Source organism: Paenibacillus sp. 2KB_20, assembly GCF_052115765.1.
Classification (GTDB): domain Bacteria; phylum Bacillota; class Bacilli; order Paenibacillales; family Paenibacillaceae; genus Paenibacillus_AQ.
This window is the reverse complement of record NZ_JBFRHH010000004.1, coordinates 380,852-401,120: the sequence shown is the minus strand read 5'-3', so window position 1 is coordinate 401,120 and position 20,269 is coordinate 380,852. Positions and strand designations below refer to the sequence as shown.

Here is a 20,269-nt window from a genome sequence, read left to right as displayed (position 1 = left end):
GTAACTTTCGCGGTACCACCCAAATTCGACTGTACGGTCGCTCTTAAGCATGACGTGGAAATGGGGAAAATGCACCATTATTCCTGTCATATCTCCCAAAATAACGGTGGAGAGCCGTCAAGGCCTACTGCTCCGGCACAGATCGGAGGTTCGGGTTGAAGCGAGAAGATCCATTCACTTATTCCGGGGTACCGGGCCTCGCACCATTCGCCGGTTCGCTTGGACCTCGAGAGATAAGCTACTATTTCTTCTCATAGCCGTGTGGTATGTTGTTCTTAAATTCATCAGCGCTGCTCTTTCGGATAAGAAGAGAGAGCAAGATGAATATGATGAGAATCATTACACAGGTGTTAGGTGAATGTCAAGAGGGTATGGGGAGGATTCATGATGAGGGATAATGATACGGCGATTCTCGGAGACGGATTATCCATACTGTCGCAGAGTAGAAGGCAAACGGGGGATATTTGGCAAGCCCATTACGGAGCGGCCGCGATCGCGGGTTATTTTTTTATAAAAGCAAACCATTTGACCGGGAAGGTCGAAGAGGCTGTGGCAGCGGAGAACCGGAGGATGCTCGGCAAGTATTTGCAGCCGGGAACGGTGACAGAGGAAAGCGTGAGCGTGGAAAGCGCAGAATCACTGATTCTTGCGGCCCTTGACGATACGATTGATGGTTTGCACTGGGTCGGGCACAATGTGATCTATGCCGCAATAAGTCTGGCTGCACTCCACGAGCTTGGAGGCGGTCTCTGCCATGAAGCAACCGATATTGCGGAATTAGTCTCCTCTTTCGTGAAGACGATTCCGGGAAGGTCCTGGATCGGATATTCTGCAGCCGAGGTCAAACGGTTGACCCTGGATGAACTTGACGGGATACCTGAAATAACGGACGGCGATCAGCTCTCGGCCTTTATTTTGAACGAACTGGCCTCTTATTCGGTGATCTACAGAGCGGAAGCCCATCATGATTTGATGGGGCATATGCTGACCTTCTCACATGCCTTAAACATATTGTACGATCTTGGCCACCACGCTTATTTCCATAGAGGCTTGCCGGGTTTACTCAAAATCGTGAAGGTGCTCCGTACCAGCAACCAGCTGGACCCTGCAGAGCCGATCCGAATCGTATCTCCGGTGGATCGGCTGCCACTTGTGGAGGCTGCAAGATCGTCTTGTTTGCCGCATCAATCGGAGTACTGGGCGGGTATCGACGGGGCTGCGACCGACTGGGACTTCGGCCATCTCTTTAAATTCCCATTTAGTTTCTATCATCATTGGAACCGTGTTTCGGAAGCGCCGGCGAAGGCAATGGAGAATTTCCGATATATCATCCATCCGGTGTAGACGATAATTTCCTGAAGAGGGGTAACCTTTTTTATACGAATCGGCACTTAAGTGTTAGAGACACCGGGAAGGGAGGTTTTAGTGAACGTGTTCCAGTGGATTGAGGAAGCCCGGCGGGGCAGTGCGGTGGCTCAGGAAAACTTGGTCCGGCATTTTACTGGCATGGCGCTGGCCGTGGCCTACGATAAATTGCAGGATCCCCATTTAGCGGAAGATGCCGTGCAGGAGGCATTTACGGAGGCCTTTGCGAATCTGCATAAGCTGCAGGATCCCTGGCGTTTTCCCGGATGGTTCAAAGTGATCGTTGAGCGGCAGTGTTACAGGGACTTGCGCCGCAAGCAATTTCAGACGTTACCGCTGCATGATATGGAATTGCCGGTAGGAGATCAGCGAAGCTTGGAGTCGGTTGTGGAAAAGAGAGAGCTGATCGGTCAGCTGCATGCCACGATCGCAGATTTGCCACCCGGCATGCGGATTTCGGTCCAGCTCTATTATTTTCAAGGCTACAGCCTGCGGGAGATCTCGCAATATTTGGATATATCCCTGCCGGCTTTGAAGAAGCGACTCTTTGATGCCCGGCGGAAGCTGAAGAACACGCTTCATGTAGCCGACTTTGTATCGGTGTTCACCGATCTGTATGAGGGAGGAAAACGTATGCTGCATATCGTTAACGGGGATTCGGTAGGAGATAAGCTGAAGCAAGGGAACATTCAAGGGGACATTCTGGTGTGGCGAGAGCTTTATTCTTTTGGTCCGGTCTTCACGAAGATGGACGTGCCGGATCATCGGAGAACAAGAGCTCAGTATCTGGAGCAAACGCTGGGGATTCCGCAGAAGGAATATATCGGGACCTGCGAGGCGCAGGAGAGGAAGCTTCAGGATTTTCAGCAATATGATGAAATCGTGCTCTGGTTTGAGCATGATCTGTTTGACCAGACGATGCTGTCTTATTTGCTGCATTGGTTTAAGGAACAGTCACTGGGAAATACGAAGCTGAGTCTGCTGTGCATCGGCGCATACCCGGGCATCGAGCTTTTTCGTGGGTTGGGGCAGCTCAGCACGGAGCAGCTCGAGACTTTATCGGGCACATGGCACACGATTGGAGAACAAGAGCTCATGCTGGGCAGTATGTTGTGGGAAGCCTATACTTCGGATCTGCCGGAGAACCATCAGCGCATGCTGGAGGTTGATTCCTCGGCACTGCCTTTTGCTAGGGCTGCATTTGCAGCCCATCTGGCACGGCTGCCCTCCGTGAACAATGGACTTGGGATCATTGAGCAGACCACGTTAGAGGCTGTAGCGGGCGGAATCCATAAGCCTCACGAGTTATTCCGAAAGGTAGGTGACCAGCTCCATACACTGGGAATGGGAGATCTGGAGTTCTGGTATTACCTGGCGAAGCTGACAGAGGGACCGGATTCCTTGCTCGTTATCGATGGTACAGCACCTTTTCCCGACTTCAAACTAGCTGTACCCCATTTCCAAGATCGGGTGTTGCAAGTGACGAGTCTAGGGCGGGAGGTATTAGCCGGGAATTCCGACTATGCCCCCTACACCGGAACGACCGATAAATGGGTAGGAGGTCTGCTTGTGCGGGGTAAGGCTCCGTCATGGCGCTGGAACCCGGAGCGGAAGTCGATTGTGCGGATGGGCGAATCTGATTAACAACAGGTACAGGAAAAAGCGATCTTGAGTAGATTGGCGGATCCGATTACCAGCAGAATATAGCATAAGAGCTATCCTTGCTTGGCGTTAATGCCAAGCAAGGATAGCTCTTTTTAAGATATCAGGAAGTATAAGCTTCGGAGGGTCTGCTGCCTGATATCGCAAGAAAAACTACCGCTAAACGCGGTCTGTCTTCTTTGAGAGTGCGTCGATAGACGTTGTTATTATACTTACAGATGAGAACCACCGGTTGCGTCAACCATTTGTCCTGTTACCCAGCGTCCGTCGCTGGATGCGAGAAACGCGACGACATCTGCAATATCGGACGGCTGGCCGATTCGGCCAAGCGCGGACATCTCCGCGGCATGCAACTGCCCTTCCGGTGTATACAGCCATGTAGCATTCACATCCGTATCCACGATGCCTGGTAGAACCGCATTCACCGTGATCCCGCGTGGACCCAGTAGCTTGGCGAGATGCAAGGTGAACGTGTTGATGGCTCCCTTGGTTATGTTGTAAGCCATAATATGCGGATAGGCGATACGCGTAACACCGGAGGAGATGTTGACGATGCGTCCGCCGTCACGCAGGAGCGGCAGCGCCTGTTGGACCAGGAAGAACGGTGCTTTTACATTGACGGCAAGCAGCTCATCGAAGCTTTCCTCGGTCGTCTCTTCAAAGGTGTTGGAGGTTCCGATGCCTGCGTTATTCACCAGAATATCGAAACGGTTGTCCCCCGTTACGCGAAGAAGTTCCTCCTCCAGCGAATGAATGAGTCCTTTTGCTCCGTCTACCGATTCCAGTTTGGCGCCTAGGGCGATAGCTCGCCCACCCTGATCTTGTATGGTCTGGACAACCTGATCCGCAGCATCCCGGCGGGTTCCGTAATGCACAACGACCAGAGCCCCTTCTTCTGCCAGCCGAAGCGCAATTCCTTTGCCGATTCCCCGGCTTCCGCCTGTAACTAATGCAATTTTGCCTTCCAATCGTTTCATAAACCCCCACTCCTCTTGTTCGATTTAACGTTACTGTACACTCTCCTGTTAAGGGGAGAGTCAAGAGGGTGGTTTAGAATTTTTCTAGAGTTTTTTCATGAACATAAAAGTCATGCCAGATTACTGCTGCTGTAAGTACGGATGGAGGCTGGGTCGAGGTTCGTTTTCGGTAGCCTATCACGGCAAGGAAGGGTTACTCCGCGTTACCTTGTAAGGGGATAAGCAATTCCGCAGGGCGCTTCTTGCCGTAGATATCTTTATCCGAGGTGAGATAAATTTCGCGGATCGGCTCCCGGTCCGATTGAACGAGGCCTTGGGACGAAATCCATGCCTTGAGCTCGGGTACGGCGGGACAGCTATAGCCGTACGGATCACAACGATGGACAAGAGATGCTGCAGATTGCAGCTCTGGTAGGAAGTCTACACGCACCCGACCATTAGCAGGTATATCTCCAGTTATGGGGATTGCGATTTCAATGTCCGCAACGTCGGCATTCCCGCTGCCGTCATCATGCCAAAGGATGATGAGTTGACTGACCTCGGGTTCTCCATAAGAGGTCGCGTATTTCGTAATCTCATCAAGCAAGAGACATAGCTGGCTGCGGGGGACTTGGTCGCGAATTGAAACGGCGCGCTGGGATGGGACTTCCCGGATACGGATGGGGCCTGTCGGATCCCCGGCTTCGGATGGTTCCAGGCGCGACATCCTGCTGTTCACCTCATCCAGCTGCAGCTGGAGGGTCTGCATCGCATGCTGAAGCTCCGTCATTTTATCCACAAGTTTGTTCTTTACGACATCGGTTCCTATATCCTCTTCAAAAAAAGGCTTGAGCTGTTCCAAGGTAAACCCCTGTTCCTTGTAAGCGGCAATCCGCTTTACGGTCAGAAGCTGCTCCTCGGAATAGTAACGGTATCCGCTTTGTTCATCAACATGGGCCGGCTTCAATATGCCCAGCTCATCATAATATCGCAATGTCTTGATGGAAATGCCGCTGACCTTGGCAAAAGCGCTGATCTTCATCATGCCGATGGCAACCTCCTTTACGATTCGGTCTGCGTGGATAACGATATCATATCTCGCGCTCCTGCGTACGTAAAGAACTTAGCTCGCCGGTTCTGAAGGAACAACTCGGTCCCAAGACCGAGTCGGTTTTCATCCTGGAGTGGGAATTCAAAAACGGCCGGATTATCATACAATGGGTTCAAAGAAGATTCAGCGATCCCGCTTAAGAGCAAGAAAGGAATGGAGATGAGGCTGATGAACGGAACGTACGAGGATCGCCAGGCGATCCAAACGTTATTCGATTCGCTGTCCAAGGCGTGGGGAGAAGGGAATGGCCGGGCTTATGCGGAATGCTTTACGGATGATGCGGATTACGTCACGTTTAGCGGACAGCACTTGAAGGGCCGCCAAGAGATCGATGAGGTCCATCAGGAGCTGTGGAACGGGGTTCTGCGAGATTCCAAGCTGGTGGCGGGACCCACCCCAACGGAACTGCGTTTCCTGACCCCGGAGCTTGCGATAGCCCACGCAACAGGAGCGGTACAGCTAAGATTTCATAAGAAGCCGCCCACCAGCCGATTCTCGATTAATACCAACGTGCTCATCAAACAGAACGGGGAATGGAAGATATCCGCATTTCACAACTGCCGGATTCAGAAGCCAGGCTGGATTCAGCGGTTAATGATGCGTTCGAAATCAAAATCCAGCTGACGTAGGAAGCGGAGGAAATGCTTTGAAGAAGGGTACACAGATTGGAAGAGGCAGGAGCGCAGAGGTGTATGAATGGGGAGAGTCTCAGGCTTTAAAGCTGTATTATGAAGGGTACCCCCCGGAATGGGTGACATATGAGGCGGAGATAGGCCGCATCGTTGCGGAAGCGGGCGTGCCTGCCCCTGCCGTCTTTGACATGGTGGATATGGAGGGACGAACGGGGCTGGTGTATGAACGGGTGACAGGACCGTCGATGCTGCATCAGGTTCAATCGTCACCGCGCAAGCTCATGAAGTGCGCCCGTGAGATGGCCCGGCTCCAACATGCGATGCATGGCTGCACGACAACCTTGCTGCCGCCGCAAAAAGAAAGGCTGGAGCATGCAATTCTTGATGCAAGCGGCATCCTGCAGGGAAAGGCACAGGCCATATGCAAGGTACTGGACTCTTTTCCTGAGGGGGACTCCATCTGTCATGGCGACTTCCACCCGGACAATGTGATCGTGGCGGAGAGCGGATACCGGGCGATCGATTGGAATAACGCCACGATTGGTGACCCTCTATGCGACATCGCCAGGACATCCCTGATGTTTCAATCTCCTTTTCATCCGCTCGAACAGTCGAGCCTTATGGTGATTCCGCTTCGGATGGCCCGAGTCCTATGGAATAAAATATACCTGAATGAATATCGTCGATTATCTCATGCAAAGATGGAGGAGATCGACCGCTGGATGCTGCCGGTAGCGGCAGCCAGGCTGAGAGAGGATGTCCCTGGAGAAAGAGCATGGCTGCTGGGTCTAATTGATGATCGGCTGCGTGTTTATGCTTAATGGAGATTAGGCTTCTATGAACCCGCCAGGCTCCTCGGAATGGGGAAAGTGGGCTCATTTCGGGGAGGCTTTTTCGGAATTTATACGCCTGTCTTGGCATGATAGACCGAGGATGAGTTTCCCGTCTGGTAATACGGGTAGCTCATATCCGATTTCACCCGTTCCGCGGTGGCTGCATCGGTTAACCTCTCCAGCACGTACAGGCCGAGATCGATGGATGAAGAAACCCCGCTGCCCGTAAAGAGGCGGTCATCCTGTACAATGCGTGCATGAACGACCTCCTTGCAGTAGGGTGCCAAAAGCTCGTAAGCCGAACCATTGGAGGTAGCCCGCTTGCCCTCCAGCAACCCGGCCGCGCCAAGCAGCAGCGATCCGGTGCACACGGATACGAGATGTTGTGCTTCCCGGGCTGTCCGCAGCCAAGCCAGTACATCGGGGTCGAATCTGAGCTCCCGCGTAGTAAAGCCGCCAGGCACGAAGACCAGGTCATATTCCGACAGATTCGGTCTTACCTTGGATATGACATACTCCAGTCCGCGATCATCCGTAATTTGCTGGCTCATCGCGCAGTAATCCCAGGAGATTTCCGAGTCGGGACGGATGCGGGAGAGCCTGGTCATCACTTCGGTGAAGCCGATAAGGTCCAGGGACGTCATCCCATGGAACAGAATAAAAGCCATTTTCATTAAGAACACCTGCCTATAGGGAGTTTATTAAGCCTCGGCCGACGACTGACCCGGGACGGAACGTCTTCGATTCGACGTTCGATGAAGATGATAGTAGCCCATAGCCGACAAGGCGCTGAACATCAGGTTGAGGCCGATCAACCATTGGTAGCTGTTCGTGAGGTCAAACAGGAATCCGCCGGAAAAAGAACCGAGAACAGCTCCCGCTTGATGGAAAATAAGCAGCGTTCCTGTCTGCAATCCAACGGAGCGATTGCCCATAGCTTCGCTAGCCACCAATATGCCACCGGGGATGGCCCCTAAATAACTGGCTCCGAAGATGACCGAGAAGACGATCGGAGAAATGCTGAAGTGCAGAAACAGCATCGTAAAGGCCAGAATTCGGAATGCATACAGGAAGGACAGTGCCAAACTTCTGGACATCCGATCCAGGAGCAGGGCAAACAGCAGCCCGCCTGCCAACTCAAGCAGCCCGAGAATGCTCAGTGAGGATGTGAACATTACCGAGCCGACATGATCATGCCGGTGGATGGCCATCAGGTGCATTTCAACCGTTCCCATGCTGAAGCCGCAAGTGAACAAGGCAAAGACCACCAGGAGTACCGTCCGGTTGGTTACCATCTCCCTGGCGATCGAGAGGAACGGCAGCCGTCCCGTTGATGGGGGTGAATCCGAAACAGCGGGTTTCTCTCTGTGCTGACCCGGTTGGCGTTCCTTCATGATAAGGAAAGTGAGCGGTATGGAAATGAGCGTAATCCACAAGGTGATGGTGAATGCCGTTGTCCAGTCAAGCCAATCCCGATTGCTGACAAATAGAGGCGTCAGTATGGCCAGTCCGAGGGAGCTTGCGCTGGTCATGATCATGAGCGCTTTCGCCTTATGCCGGCTGAACCAGCTTGTAACCACGACATATCCTGTACTCGCGGCCATGCCGGAGAGGCCGGAGAGCAGTCCGAGTCCTATGAAAAATCCCGCCGGATGATGAAGCGTAAGCACGGTCAGCATGGACAGTACGCCAAACAGGGCGTTCAGGAGCATCATTTTTTTGGGGCCGTATTTATCGGTTAACCATCCGCCGAGGGGAGAACAGATAGCGGCGACGGCAATGTTGAAGGACCATGTGAAGCTAATAAAGGTCAGGTCCACGTCCAAATCCCGTGCCATTTCGTGCTGGTAATAAGACATGACAAACCGGCTGATTGCCGCTGCAAAACCAAGTGTCCATAGATACAGTAGGATGATCCACGCATAACCCCGATCTTTTTTCATCGCTGACCCGTCAGCTCCTTTCCTATGTCTTTACTTCCGCTATGTCATGGAATAAGCTAATTCTAATCATGGAGCAGAAAATGAACAGGACAATTTAGATCAACTGTATCAATACAGGGGGATGATTGGGATGGACACGAAGCACGAGCAAATTGTTGCGTATATGATCCGGGAAGTGGAAGGGGGGCATATCCGGTCAGGCCATAAGCTGCCTTCGGTCCGGGCCGTGGCCAAAATGTTCTCCTGTAGTCCCAACACGGTCGTTCGTGCATATCAGACCTTGGAGCGCGATGATGTCATCTACCCGATAGCCAAGAGCGGATACTACCTTGTAGAAGGGAAGAACCGCACCTCGGCGCGAACGGAAAGCGAGCCGATTGATTTCGCCTCAACGACACCCCGGGGCGATTTTTTGCCGTTCCAGGAGATGGAGCACTGCTTACGGAAGGCGATTTCCGTGTACAAGGAGGAGCTGTTCGGTTACACCGACCCACAGGGGATCTTCTCGTTAAGGAATGAGCTGAGTAGGTATTTCCACGATCAGCAGATCTTTGCGAAACCCGATCACATCGCTGTGGTCACTGGAGCGCAGCAAGCCTTCTCGATCCTGACGCGCATGCCTTTTCAGGGTGAGGGGCAGGCGGTGCTGGTAGAACAGCCGACGTATTTCGGTTTCTTGGCGGCGGCGCGCGTTGCAGGCTGTCCGGTGATCGGAATCCAGCGCGATGAGCAGGGTATCGATTTGGAGGTGCTAGAGTCTCATTTTCGCAGTGGACAGTTCAAATTCTTCTATACGGTGCCGAGGTTTCTCAACCCGCTTGGCACCTCGTATTCGCTGGAGCAGAAGACACGTATTGCGGAGCTTGCCCGGCAGTACGATGTCTATATTGTGGAAGACGATTATCTGGCCGATCTGGAGGAGGATGCCAAGGCGGACCCCTTGTATGGACTGGATCTGTCAAGCCATGTCATCTATGTCAAAAGCTTCTCGAAAACGATTCTGCCGGGCATTCGAATGGGTGCCGTTATTCTTCCTGAACCCATGCTGGATTTGTTTATAACGTATAAGAACGCTGCGGATGTTTCATCTCCGATTCTCTCCCAAGGCGCCCTTGAAATTTATATCAAGAGTGGAATGTACAGGCGCCATGCCGCCAGAATTCGGGCGCATTACCGGGAGAAGATGCGATATGCCACCGAGGTGTGTGCCCATGTCTTCGGCAGCGGCATTTCCTATACTTGCCCTTCCTCCGGCGTGTTCATCACCCTTCGTCTGCCGAAGTACGTAAAGGCATCAGTACTGCAGGAGCGCCTGAAGCAGAGAGGGGTTTCGGTTACGAATGTGGATTTGCATCTGCTGCCGGAGAATCAGCGAAATGACAGGATCCGGTTATGTATAATCGGGGTGGAGAAACCCCGGATTGAAGCGGGATTGACGGTCATCGAGCAGGAGATCAGGCGCCTGGAGCTGAGGATGAGATAGCGGGAGGGACGCTGGTAGGGGGAGTTTATCTGGCCACTCGGCAATAACAAACCCAAAAAACAGGAACCCTATAGGGCTCCTGTTTTTTTGCGAATCGGCACGATGGCCCCATAGGTACCACATCGCCACAACCATTCGAGAGGTCCAAATTGGAACCAACGCATCCACAGATTGCTGGCTATGATCTGGAAGGCCACAATCCCTAGGGAAACGAGTGTCGATACAACATACGTGGTGGGCGAGACGTCTAGGATCAAACGCTGAATCCCTACCAGAAAGACGGTCTGTCCAATGTAGTTGGTAAGCGCCATTCGCCCATATGCTTGCAACGGATACAGCATCTTCGCACCAATGCGGGTACGCTGAAGCATTAAGAGTGAGCTTAGATAAAATACGGACACGAGAGGGCCCGTCGCTATCCCGATATGTGCCAAAGTGAAGGCCGCTTCCATGGTTGGAGATGGCGATTCGCCTTCTATCTTGAATAGAAACGGTGACATCGATTCGGGAGGTGCTGCCCACCACATAGCCCCGATGGCAATGACGGTTCCAAGTAACGACAGCAGCCAAACCATGCGCAGCTTGCTTAACCGTAATCCCTCGCTGATGGTGTCCATTAATCGATATTGGCCTGCGGCCAGCCCTAACAGGATCAGGAACGGGGTGGCCAGCAGTTTGGCACCCATGATTGCCGCAAATGTAAACCCCGCCAATCCAATGCCGAGATTAACCCTCCGCGGTGCCCAATAGAGTGGAACCGCAAGCAGACCGACAATCGCATAATGAAACAAGGCCTCCCCGGATTGATACTGCTGATGTATGAACCCGATCAGCACCAGAATCGCTAACCGGCGAATATACAGCCGAAGTCTCGGCTTACCTCCCGATGAAGCGCTTCGGGATAGAAACATGTAGAACCCAAGTCCGAACAGGAACGTGAAGATGGTGTAGAATCGGGCTTCTACGAAAAAGTTAAGCCCTCGCTGCAGCCAAAAATCCGCTGAGGTTTCCGGCGTGGCGATGAGCCAGAGCGCCAATACGTTAACAAACGGCAGACCAAGGAGGGCAAACCCCCTGAACTGGTCTAAAAAATGTAATCGCCCCTTTCCGGTAGCAGGCCGATGCTGAGTCACTGTGTCTTTTTGTTCTATATGCATATTCACACCATCATTCCATTCACGGATTTAATATAACGGGCTCTGGCGATCAGGAAATAGATCGTTTGGGCAGCCAGGAATGCTGATGAAGCAACCAACACAGGACCGCTTACATACGGAACATCCAGATATCCGAGAATCGGACCGAGCACAACCAGGGACTGCAGGGTTGCAACCAGGATGGGGATAAAGAATAGTACGGCAATCTGAATCGTTGCGGAGATGTTCATCTCCCGCGCACTGAGTCCAATCTTGGACAGAGAACGATACATCGCTTGATCAGCTGAAAGCTCCGTATGCAGTTTGAAATACAAGAAACTTGCCGATGAGATTGAGAATATCAAGGCAACAAACACCCCGATAAAGCTGAATAACGAAAATCCTTGTTTATTGGTGTAATAGTTCTCCGCCCTGGATTGAACATACCCTTCATGAATGGCATCCCGGTTCCATTCCGACAGCTCAAGGCCGAGCTTGGTTTCAGGGTCATCCTTTTGAGGGAGCCCTTGGGAATCGGGAAGAATATACGGATACGTATGACTCACACTGATTCCATCTGCTTTGTTCTCTCCCCTTAGCTCTTCAAACATGGTGTCCGTAACGACCAGCAATCTGCCGCTATATACCACAGCCGCAATCCGGTCTGTCCGGTTCTCCAAGCTGAAAGAGTAGGGCTGACCGGATAAATCGATATCCGCTTCCGTTAGTTTCCCCTTACTCTTCTTCGCTGCATTCGGGGTTTCCGTCAATAAGGCTTCATTCTCGCCGAGTGTCCCAGCCGGCTTGGTATTCATCATGGCAGCCAAACGGTCGTATTGGGATTGCGGCATGATGTGCAAGGAGTCCTCCCCATTCGCTGACAAGCGATAGTAGATGGTCTCGACCTCCGCCCGTTTATACTCAAGCCCTTCTGATTGGAGTCGCTTTTCAATCAGGGCCAACTCATCCTGCACCTTAGTCTCGTCGGCATCGCTATAGTAGGTGTAGCTAAGCGCGTACAGGTTATCCAAATACACTGATTTGATCGATTGCTGCATAGCCAGTACGAAACCGGTGCTCATGGAAGCCAGCGCAACCACAACCGTGACCAGAAACAGCATGCGGGCATTATCCTTAATCTTGTAACTCATTTCGGAAATCCACAGCAGGTTTGTACCTTTCCAGGTAGTCGCGCGATTTCGCTGCAGCATGCGGACAACCCACACAGATAATTGGGAGTAGAAGAAATACGTGCCCATAATGCCGGTTACCGCGGCGATCATCAATCCCGTAGGATCTAACTCTTTGACGCGAAGAACGGTAAAGCCGATGGCAAGCAGCACCACGCCCAAGAGGGCCAGGAACAGATTGGCTTTTGGTTCGGTTTTCGGTTTGCTGGTGCCTTTGAGAAGCTCCAGGACCTGATTCTTCCGGATAAATAACAAGGTAAAGAGCGAAATGACGAGAAACAGCGCAGCGAACGCACCGGCGGTCAGCAGCATCGCTTTGACCGGCCAATAGAACGGCAGCTCGTCCATATCAATTACTTTGGTGCTGATGAGCAGGAATACCTTGGATAACAGCATTCCGCTGGTGATGCCCGTTACGATGGCAATGGCGCCAATCAGAATGTTCTCCAGGGAGATCAGCCAATTGATCTGTTTGGCTTCGGCTCCGAGGATCGTAAGAATGCCGAACTCCCGGTTCCGCGACTTCAGGAAGACGCTGATCGAATATAGCACGAATAAGAACGCAAACACGTAGACGATGACCGTGGCAATCGTCATTCCCGTACGTGTCATGGTACCCATAGGCGAATTCTCGATAGCCGGATGATAGATGAACACCGCATACGTAAAGAAGATCATGACCATGAACGAGCTGCTAAGCAGGTAAGCGAAATACTGACGCCCGTTACGCCGGACGTTGTTAAACGCGAATTGAGGAAAGCTCACTTGTATTCCCTCCCCAGAACGATAGCGTATCGATGATTTTTTGGAAAAAGGCCTGCCGGTTCTCTCCGCGGTGAATTTCGGCGGCAAGCTTGCCGTCTTTAATAAAGACGATGCGGTTGCAGTAGCTTGCGGCCAAAGGATCATGCGTAACTAGCATCAATGTGGTACGATCCCGCTCGTTAATCTCAGCTAACGACTCCATCACGATGCGTGAGGAGTTGGAATCGAGCGCTCCTGTAGGCTCATCCGCAAGCAATAACAGAGGTGCGCCGATGATAGCCCTGGCAATCGCGGTGCGCTGTCGTTGCCCTCCCGAAATTTCGTACACGCGTTTATTCAGAATTTCGCGGATGCCAAGCCGTGAAGCGGTTTGCTGCAGCAGCGACTCCATGTCCTTGAGCGGACGGCGGTCCAGCGTAAGCGGAAGCACGATATTCTCGGCAACCGTTAACGTATCAAGCAGATTGAAATCTTGAAACACAAAGCCGAGCTGTCTGCGACGGAAGTGGGCAAGCTCGCTTTTTTTCATAGTATAAGGATTTTTGCCCCCGATCTTGACCTCGCCCGAGCTTGGACGATCGATGGTGGACACCATGTTCAGCAGGGTGGTTTTGCCGCTGCCAGAAGGGCCCATGATGCCGACGAATTCCCCTTCTTGGATGGTGAGATGAATATCGGTAAGAGCTTGTGTCGCCACTTTGCCCGCATATACTTTGTTTAATGCTTTTACTTCAAGAATATCCATAAACCCAGAAGCTCCTTTCTGTATACCTCATTAGTGTAACCTAACTCTATCGTATACTGACCTGACCGTGCTATGGATTTAGGTGAAACGGAGCTTACATCTCCCATAAGGTTATGTTCGTATTTTTTGTTCGTATTCTGAGATGATCGATATGAAATTAGCCTCTGTCCAATGCAAAGAAGACACACCTAAGAATGAGATGTGTCTTCTTTTACTGCTTTCTGCAGCGTCAAGGTAACGGTGGTTCCTTCACCCAGCGTGGATTCCAGTTGGACGGTATGATTCAGCTTATGGGCAATTTCACGGACAAGATACAGGCCCATACCGGTGGATTCATGATATTGCCGACCGCGCTCTCCGGTGAAGTAGGGATGGAACACCCGATTGATGTCCTCGGGCGCAATGCCGATACCCTCATCGCGTATATGAAGTTTGATGTGTTTCCCCGCTTCTTCTGCGGTTAATTGAATCTTTTTGCCGGGGCTGCCGGAGTAGTTCACAGCGTTCGTCAGAATCTGACCCAGCATAAATCGAAACCACTTGGCATCCGTATAGACGGAGATCTGATCATCGATTTGGAACGCCGGCGTAATCCCCTTACGAATGAACAGCTTCCGGTTCTCGACCACGGATTCGTTTACCGCGGCACGAAGGCCGATGGCTTCTACCGCGAAATCCTGCTCGAACCGGTCCAGGCGTGCGGTATACATCACCATTTCGAGGCCTTTGCGAATGCGCTCAAGCTCTTCCCGAATATGTTCGGCGGGTGCTTCTTCGACTTCATCGAGCGTTAGCTGAATCACCGATAGCGGGGTCTTCATCTGATGTACCCAGCGGTTGACGAAAGCCAGATGCTGGTCGGTTTGACTCTGCTGTCGATGCAGCTGTTCGCGGTATAAGCGTTCATAATGGCCGATCCGCTCGTGTATCGCTTCCGGCAGAGGCGCTTCACCCAGGGGAGGGCTTAAGAATTCCTTCTCCGAAAGCTCCTCGGAAGAAAGCTCTTGATACATCGTGCGATGGGAAAGATACCGGTATGCAAGATAGAGGAGCAGCACGACACTGCTCAACAGCACCCCATATAGCACGACAGTAAAAGGTCTGCCTTCACCGGTAAGCCAGTACAGCAGGGGGATGAGCAGCATTTGAACGGTAAAAAACAATATGAGCGGGAGATGCTCCCGCAGGAAGAGTCTCATTGAGGCTCCCTGCCTGTCATGAACCGGTAGCCAGCTCCCCGGACCGTTTCGATAAGATCTCCGGCACCCAGCTCACGTAGTTTGCGGCGAACCCTTGTAATATAAACATTTAACGTGTTGTCATCAATGAAGTGCTGATCTTCCCACATCAGGTCCAACAGTCGCTCGCGGCTGACCACACGGCCGTCTTTTTCCATCAGCATCGTCAGCAGGGCGGCTTCCTTCTGGGTAAGCTCAGCTGACTCGTCTCCATAAGTCACGACGAATCGCTCCGGATAGATGATGAGACCGGCGCTTTCGACGGTATGCTCATCCTCCTGACCGGAGGCATAGGCACCGACTGCACGGCGCAGGTGGCTGCGGATCTTCGCCAGAACAAGCTCCATGTCAAACGGCTTCGTAATATAATCATCCGCTCCGTTTTCCAGCGCCATAATCTGATCCATGCCGCTGTCGCGCGCCGAGATGAAGATGATCGGGCAGTGCGATTGGGTACGGATTTGCCTGCACCAGTAGAACCCGTCGAATTTCGGCAGATTGACGTCCAGCAGAACCAGATCCGGCTTCGTGTCCGCAAAAATGTCCATGACACGGCTGAAGTCTTCAGTGATCCGCACGTTAAAATCATATTTGGAAATAGCCGACTTTAATTTATCCGCGATTCGTTCATCGTCTTCTACAATCAGGATGGTATACACTGATCCTTCCAACTCCTTTTAACTCCAAACTACATCATGTACTACTATACCGAATTGGAGATGACGTTGGAAATCCAGTGGTCCATGATTCTGAATTGGAGGTAATCTATAAGAACTGCGAGGAGAATGAACCCGATGCTGGCAACCAAAGTAAGCAGTATCGCTGATTTCAGCTGTAGATGGAATCTGCTGCGGATAGCCGCTCGAAACCAAAACCATAGCGCAGCAATGGAGATGATAATCAAGAGTATGGGTTTCCAAAAGAATTGCGCGTTGATATCAATGTCGGACACTCGCATGGCAACACCTGTTGACATGAAGATGGAAAATATGAATGTAACATATAGTCCCACTGTTGCCGACCATCCCCATGTCTTTTGTGCCCATGCCCCTAACGAAGCGGTAATGAACAGGAGAAATATAACGAGAGATAATAGAATGTAGGCCCCTTGAGACAAGAACGAAGGATCAAATGTCTCATTGGTAAATCGGATAGAATCCCGAACACGGTTATACCCCAAGATTACAACGATGATCACCTGAATGATCGCGGCTATAGCGATGAAGCGTTGTTCCCGATTTGGCATGCTGTACACCTCTTTTATGTTTTGATTATTTTACCATAATCTAGATGAAATAGGTCATAACATACCAAGTATATGAGATGCCCAATCAAGTTGTGAATCATGGCACGATCCCGAATTAACCTTTGCCCAGGCCCATGCATAAGATGTAGTCACATCAAACCTGCTGCCTGAGAAAGGGCGTGACTTCATATGGGGATTCATTTAACCGCGATTCACTGGGTGTACCTAGCGTTTATCGTCTTGATCATGACGCTATTGATTCGGCGGCGCGATACGTCGCTTATTTGTATTACCGGAATATTTGCGCTTGGCCTTCTGGCTACGGAAACGCTAAGCGGCTCGGTCTCCGGCGTGTTTCATTCATTCATCTATGCGACCAAAGAGCTGATGGGCACCATCATGATTATATCCATCATCGTGGCGATGAGCCGAGTCTTGATCAAGACGGGGATCAACGAGACGATGGTGGCCCCGCTAACCCGGTTTCTACGTACTCCCGCGATGGCTTACTGGGGCATCGGAATCATTATGATGGTCACGTCCTTCTTCTTCTGGCCGTCACCGGCAGTTGCGTTAATTGGTGCGGTCCTGCTGCCTGTGGCCATCCGTGTGGGTTTGCCGGCCCTCGGTGCGGCGGTGGCGATGAATCTGTTCGGTCACGGCATTGCGCTATCGGGAGATTATATTATCCAGGGTGCGCCTAAATTAACCGCGGATGCAGCCGGTTTGCCTGTATCCAGCGTTATGGCTGCCAGTGTGCCGCTCGTGATCGTCATGGGACTTGTGACAACCGTAACGGCATTCTGGATGATGCGCAGAGATCAGCGGAACGGCAGCTGGAGAAATGGACTGGTAACCATTAAAAGCACGGGGGACGCGCTTACCACGCGTACCGAAGAGGATGATGCTGTTTCGGCGATATCCCCGGTTATGAAAAAATGGTTGGCTATCGTAATTTTGCTGTTGTTCGCGGCAGACGTTGTCACCATGTTCATCCTAAAGCTGCAGGGCGGAGATGCAACGGCCTTGGTCGGCGGCACAGCCGTCCTTATCCTCAGTGTCATTGCCTTGCTGGCTCACCGCAACCGGGGATTAGAGAAGGTCACCTCGTATTTGATCGAGGGATTCATGTTTGGATTCAAAGTATTCGGTCCCGTCATTCCTATTGCGGCGTTCTTCTATCTGGGGGATGCAGCATTTACCGAATTGTTCGGTAAAGTGCTTCCGGAAGCATCTCATGGGATCGTGAACGACCTGGGGGTTGCCCTCGCGAATGCGGTGCCGCTGAACGGTGCGGTGGGTTCGGTAACATTGACGATCACCGGCGCGATTACAGGGCTTGACGGTTCGGGCTTCTCGGGTATATCGCTTGCCGGCTCGATCGCGCAGCTGTTCGCTACGGCCATTGGCTCGGGCGCGGCTACCCTGACGGCGCTTGGGCAGGTTGCCGCAATCTGGGTAGGTGGCGGTACGCTCATTCCCTGGGCGTTGATCCCGGCTGCAGCCATCTGCGGAGTCAGCCCGTTCGAGCTTGCCAGACGAAATTTGAAGCCGGTGCTGCTAGGTCTGACCGTGACTACCGTCGTGGCAATGTTTCTGGTGTAAGCCATGGCAAATATAAATAGCGCTGACCGTATACGTCAGCGCTCGTTTCATCTATGGAGGAACCGAAGTTGGTCATATCCATGTATACCTCATACATAAGGGGCATCCCCAGGCTGCTAACCTAAATGGGGATGCCCCTTTCTTATATGAGCATAGTTGTAACAGTTACTTCTTCGATATCGAGAACGGCAACTCATCAGGGCTGTAAGAACGATAGCTTGGAGCCAGTCCGAGACGGAAATCAAGGGACTTGCCTGCCAGTATATCCTCATGCGTAATGTACAGTTTGGTATAATCTTGTCCCTCTAATTGAACGTTCGCAACGAAATTGGACTGCGGATTATTGTTGTCGGTATGAATCAACATCTGCTTACCGTTTGGCAGCTCAATGCTCACGCTGTCGAATAACGGGATACCGAGGACGTATTCATTGCTGCCTGGACATACCGGGTAGAAGCCCATGGAGCTGAATACATACCATCCGGACATGCTTCCATTGTCCTCATCACCCGGGAAGCCGTTAAAGCCGCTGTTGAACAGGTTCGACATCAGCTGCTTAATGACAACCTGGGAAGAAGCCGGCTGCCCTACATAGTTGAACAGATAAGGAATATGGAAGCTTGGCTGGTTGGAAATGGCCAGCTGGCCATAGTCGATGGCAGCCATCTCACTCATCTCATGAATTTCAAAGCCGTAGCCCCGCACGTCGAAGTCCGGTGCTTTGTTACACAATTCGGTTATTTTGTCGAAAAATCGTTCCTTCGAACCGTATTCCTCAATCAAACCCTGGAAATCCTGGAACACTGCAAAGCTGGTCTGCCAGGCGCTTCCTTCGGCATAATCGAGCCCCCAGCTCGTATCACTGAAATCCGGTCGGAACTGGCCGTTCGGATCCTTTGCCCGCATGAACCCGGTTTCCGTATCGAAGATATTCTTGTAGTTGAGCGCGCTCTGTCTATATTGATCCGCTACATCTGATCGGCCCAAGACATCGGCCACGCGGCTGATGCAGTAGTCGCTGTATGCGTAATCCAGCGTGTGGTTCACGCTCTCGTGATAGGTGTTTGGCACGTAACCGTACTGTATGTAGTCCATCGTTCCCTGACGTCCATAACAGTCCTTTCCGCTCTGCGTGGTAGCGGCAGTCAGCATGGCTTCCAGCAGCTCCGGCATCAGGTGCGGAGCCAATCCTTTAGCCGCGGCATCCGCAATGACGGCGTCAATAAGCGTACCTGGCATCAGTCCGCGCTCATCCGGAGACAGCCATTTCGGCAGGAAGCCGGTTTCGCGGTAGGAATTCAGGAAACCTTCCAGCATTTCTTCATATTCTTTCGGTGCGATGATGGAATAGAGCGGATATACGGTTCTGTAAGTATCCCAGAAGCCGTTGTTGGTATAGAGAATCCCTTTCTTGACGGATCGGGCCGTTGTATCGTAATGTACCGGCTCCATGTTGGCATCCAGCTCATAGAACTTCTGTGGGAACAGGAACATGCGGTAAAGACAAGTATAGAAGGTCCGCATATATTCTTCGTTCGGGTGAGTGACCCGGATTTTGTTCAGGTAATGATTCCAAGCTTGCGCAGCCAATTCCTTCCGCTCATCCAGGGATGTGTTCAGCTCGCGCGCAAGGTTAAGCTCTGATTGCTCCAGGCTAATAAACGACGTTGCCAGTTTAACCTCCAGCACGTCCCTTTCACAGTCTTTGAAACGAATGACGGCATGCTGGTCGACACCGCCAAAAGCAATCTCAGGGAAGAACTGGCCTTCCTTGTTGTAATAACCTGTTGTTGCGAGATCTATGTCCTTGCTAAAGCTCATGGCTACGTACATACGGAACCCGTCATCGTGACAGCCTGCGAAGTTGCTGACATAGCCTGTTAGTCTACGCTGGGCTGCATCCAGTCGGAATTCGCTTATGTTATTAACGTTTAGGACAAAGCCTGCCTGCTGCCCGGAATTGTATTTCATGCGCATTGCCGCACCGTAGGTGCTGGGAACCAGCTCCGTGGTGATGTTATAACGCTGCTGCTTCACTTTGAGATAGTGGGGCTTGAATATCGCTTCTTCGGGCCGGTAGGAACTTTGACAGGTGAAGACGGACCCTCTGATTTTGTCGTCCGCAATCGGCGTCATCAGGAAGTGGGCGAAGTCGCCCATCCATGGACTTGGCTGGTGCGTCAGGCGTATGCCTTGGAAGACGCGGTCATTGGGGTTGAAGAACCAGCTTCCTTCATTATTGGTTTGGACAACAAAGTGGTTCATACCGAAAGGTACACCCGTATAAGGGAGCGCATTCCCGTTGGAATAAGTGTACTGATTGTTGGTGCCTTGCCTTGTATCGATATAGTTTAGCATG

Annotated in this window: 17 protein-coding genes and 1 other annotated feature (1 of these 18 only partly in view); of the genes, 6 read left to right on the top strand and 11 right to left on the bottom strand. The window is 51.8% G+C overall.

Annotation, left to right across the window (positions count from 1 at the left end; genetic code table 11):
- Nucleotides 1-264 (bottom strand) — a binding site (T-box leader) (it extends 14 nt beyond the left edge of the window).
- 123 nt (nucleotides 265-387) lie between these two features.
- Together AB4124_RS13955 and AB4124_RS13950 are read left to right on the top strand one after the other, a co-directional pair.
- Nucleotides 388-1,344 carry a hypothetical protein gene (locus tag AB4124_RS13955; RefSeq protein ID WP_430108932.1) on the top strand — a complete coding sequence of 319 codons (957 nt, stop codon included), beginning with the start codon at nucleotides 388-390 and terminating at the stop codon, nucleotides 1,342-1,344.
- 81 nt (nucleotides 1,345-1,425) lie between these two features.
- A complete protein-coding gene (locus AB4124_RS13950) occupies nucleotides 1,426-3,009 on the top strand; it encodes a sigma-70 family RNA polymerase sigma factor (protein ID WP_441973207.1) in 1,584 nt (527 codons plus the stop codon).
- 230 nt (nucleotides 3,010-3,239) lie between these two features.
- On the opposite strand, the gene AB4124_RS13945 is transcribed toward AB4124_RS13950, so the two are convergent.
- Nucleotides 3,240-4,004 (bottom strand): SDR family oxidoreductase, encoded by a 765-nt coding sequence (locus AB4124_RS13945; protein ID WP_441973206.1) that lies wholly within the window; start codon nucleotides 4,002-4,004, stop codon nucleotides 3,240-3,242.
- 193 nt (nucleotides 4,005-4,197) lie between these two features.
- Complete coding sequence (locus AB4124_RS13940; RefSeq protein ID WP_441973205.1) at nucleotides 4,198-5,028, bottom strand: MerR family transcriptional regulator; 831 nt, start codon at nucleotides 5,026-5,028, stop codon at nucleotides 4,198-4,200.
- Between the two features lie 234 nt (nucleotides 5,029-5,262).
- Here AB4124_RS13940 and AB4124_RS13935 point away from each other — a divergent pair, with 234 nt between their 5' ends.
- Entirely contained in the window at nucleotides 5,263-5,718 is a 456-nt protein-coding gene (locus AB4124_RS13935; protein WP_430202268.1) for an SgcJ/EcaC family oxidoreductase, read from the top strand.
- 22 nt (nucleotides 5,719-5,740) lie between these two features.
- On the top strand, nucleotides 5,741-6,547 hold the full coding sequence (locus AB4124_RS13930; RefSeq protein ID WP_441973204.1) for a phosphotransferase family protein: 807 nt from the start codon (nucleotides 5,741-5,743) through the stop codon (nucleotides 6,545-6,547).
- Nucleotides 6,548-6,627: 80 nt separating this feature from the next.
- Here AB4124_RS13930 and AB4124_RS13925 read toward each other — a convergent pair whose 3' ends face one another.
- A complete protein-coding gene (locus AB4124_RS13925; protein ID WP_076323771.1) occupies nucleotides 6,628-7,233 on the bottom strand; it encodes a DJ-1/PfpI family protein in 606 nt (201 codons plus the stop codon).
- A 27-nt stretch (nucleotides 7,234-7,260) separates the two neighbouring features.
- Nucleotides 7,261-8,502, bottom strand: coding sequence for an MFS transporter (locus AB4124_RS13920; RefSeq protein WP_076323772.1), 1,242 nt, complete (start codon nucleotides 8,500-8,502; stop codon nucleotides 7,261-7,263).
- A gap of 130 nt (nucleotides 8,503-8,632) precedes the next feature.
- Between AB4124_RS13920 and AB4124_RS13915 the strand changes: the two genes are divergently transcribed.
- The gene (locus AB4124_RS13915) at nucleotides 8,633-9,985 is read left to right on the top strand and encodes an aminotransferase-like domain-containing protein (protein ID WP_441973203.1); all 1,353 of its coding nucleotides are present in this window, start codon (nucleotides 8,633-8,635) and stop codon (nucleotides 9,983-9,985) included.
- Between the two features lie 68 nt (nucleotides 9,986-10,053).
- Here AB4124_RS13915 and AB4124_RS13910 read toward each other — a convergent pair whose 3' ends face one another.
- From AB4124_RS13910 to AB4124_RS13885, 6 genes are all read right to left on the bottom strand, one after another.
- On the bottom strand, nucleotides 10,054-11,142 hold the full coding sequence (locus AB4124_RS13910) for a DUF418 domain-containing protein (protein WP_441973202.1): 1,089 nt from the start codon (nucleotides 11,140-11,142) through the stop codon (nucleotides 10,054-10,056).
- 2 nt (nucleotides 11,143-11,144) lie between these two features.
- Nucleotides 11,145-13,076, bottom strand: a complete 1,932-nt coding sequence (locus AB4124_RS13905) for an FtsX-like permease family protein (protein WP_441973201.1) — start codon at nucleotides 13,074-13,076, stop codon at nucleotides 11,145-11,147.
- Complete coding sequence (locus AB4124_RS13900) at nucleotides 13,051-13,821, bottom strand: ABC transporter ATP-binding protein (RefSeq protein ID WP_076323776.1); 771 nt, start codon at nucleotides 13,819-13,821, stop codon at nucleotides 13,051-13,053. Before AB4124_RS13900 ends, AB4124_RS13905 begins: the two co-directional genes overlap by 26 nt.
- A gap of 188 nt (nucleotides 13,822-14,009) precedes the next feature.
- A complete protein-coding gene (locus AB4124_RS13895; protein ID WP_441973200.1) occupies nucleotides 14,010-15,020 on the bottom strand; it encodes a sensor histidine kinase in 1,011 nt (336 codons plus the stop codon).
- On the bottom strand, nucleotides 15,017-15,718 hold the full coding sequence (locus tag AB4124_RS13890; RefSeq protein ID WP_339291974.1) for a response regulator transcription factor: 702 nt from the start codon (nucleotides 15,716-15,718) through the stop codon (nucleotides 15,017-15,019). The genes AB4124_RS13895 and AB4124_RS13890 overlap by 4 nt, the downstream gene beginning before the upstream one ends.
- Nucleotides 15,719-15,762: 44 nt before the next feature.
- Entirely contained in the window at nucleotides 15,763-16,305 is a 543-nt protein-coding gene (locus AB4124_RS13885; protein WP_076323779.1) for a hypothetical protein, read from the bottom strand.
- 189 nt (nucleotides 16,306-16,494) lie between these two features.
- Between AB4124_RS13885 and AB4124_RS13880 the strand changes: the two genes are divergently transcribed.
- On the top strand, nucleotides 16,495-17,910 hold the full coding sequence (locus AB4124_RS13880) for a hypothetical protein (protein WP_430108949.1): 1,416 nt from the start codon (nucleotides 16,495-16,497) through the stop codon (nucleotides 17,908-17,910).
- A gap of 165 nt (nucleotides 17,911-18,075) precedes the next feature.
- Here AB4124_RS13880 and AB4124_RS13875 read toward each other — a convergent pair whose 3' ends face one another.
- Complete coding sequence (locus tag AB4124_RS13875) at nucleotides 18,076-20,268, bottom strand: GH92 family glycosyl hydrolase (protein WP_441973199.1); 2,193 nt, start codon at nucleotides 20,266-20,268, stop codon at nucleotides 18,076-18,078.
- Between the last annotated feature and the right edge of the window lies 1 nt (nucleotide 20,269).

What these genes read in the sequence shown, in the direction of transcription:
- AB4124_RS13885 (WP_076323779.1), bottom strand. Translation starts at nt 16,305, where the DNA reads ATGCCAAATCGGGAACAACGCTTCATCGCTATAGCCGCGATCATTCAG.
- AB4124_RS13920 (WP_076323772.1), bottom strand. Translation starts at nt 8,502, where the DNA reads ATGAAAAAAGATCGGGGTTATGCGTGGATCATCCTACTGTATCTATGG.
- AB4124_RS13915 (WP_441973203.1), top strand. Translation starts at nt 8,633, where the DNA reads ATGGACACGAAGCACGAGCAAATTGTTGCGTATATGATCCGGGAAGTG.
- AB4124_RS13945 (WP_441973206.1), bottom strand. Translation starts at nt 4,004, where the DNA reads ATGAAACGATTGGAAGGCAAAATTGCATTAGTTACAGGCGGAAGCCGG.
- AB4124_RS13900 (WP_076323776.1), bottom strand. Translation starts at nt 13,821, where the DNA reads ATGGATATTCTTGAAGTAAAAGCATTAAACAAAGTATATGCGGGCAAA.
- AB4124_RS13880 (WP_430108949.1), top strand. Translation starts at nt 16,495, where the DNA reads ATGGGGATTCATTTAACCGCGATTCACTGGGTGTACCTAGCGTTTATC.
- AB4124_RS13875 (WP_441973199.1), bottom strand. Translation starts at nt 20,268, where the DNA reads ATGCTAAACTATATCGATACAAGGCAAGGCACCAACAATCAGTACACT.
- AB4124_RS13935 (WP_430202268.1), top strand. Translation starts at nt 5,263, where the DNA reads ATGAACGGAACGTACGAGGATCGCCAGGCGATCCAAACGTTATTCGAT.
- AB4124_RS13940 (WP_441973205.1), bottom strand. Translation starts at nt 5,028, where the DNA reads ATGATGAAGATCAGCGCTTTTGCCAAGGTCAGCGGCATTTCCATCAAG.
- AB4124_RS13925 (WP_076323771.1), bottom strand. Translation starts at nt 7,233, where the DNA reads ATGAAAATGGCTTTTATTCTGTTCCATGGGATGACGTCCCTGGACCTT.
- AB4124_RS13910 (WP_441973202.1), bottom strand. Translation starts at nt 11,142, where the DNA reads ATGCATATAGAACAAAAAGACACAGTGACTCAGCATCGGCCTGCTACC.
- AB4124_RS13955 (WP_430108932.1), top strand. Translation starts at nt 388, where the DNA reads ATGAGGGATAATGATACGGCGATTCTCGGAGACGGATTATCCATACTG.
- AB4124_RS13895 (WP_441973200.1), bottom strand. Translation starts at nt 15,020, where the DNA reads ATGAGACTCTTCCTGCGGGAGCATCTCCCGCTCATATTGTTTTTTACC.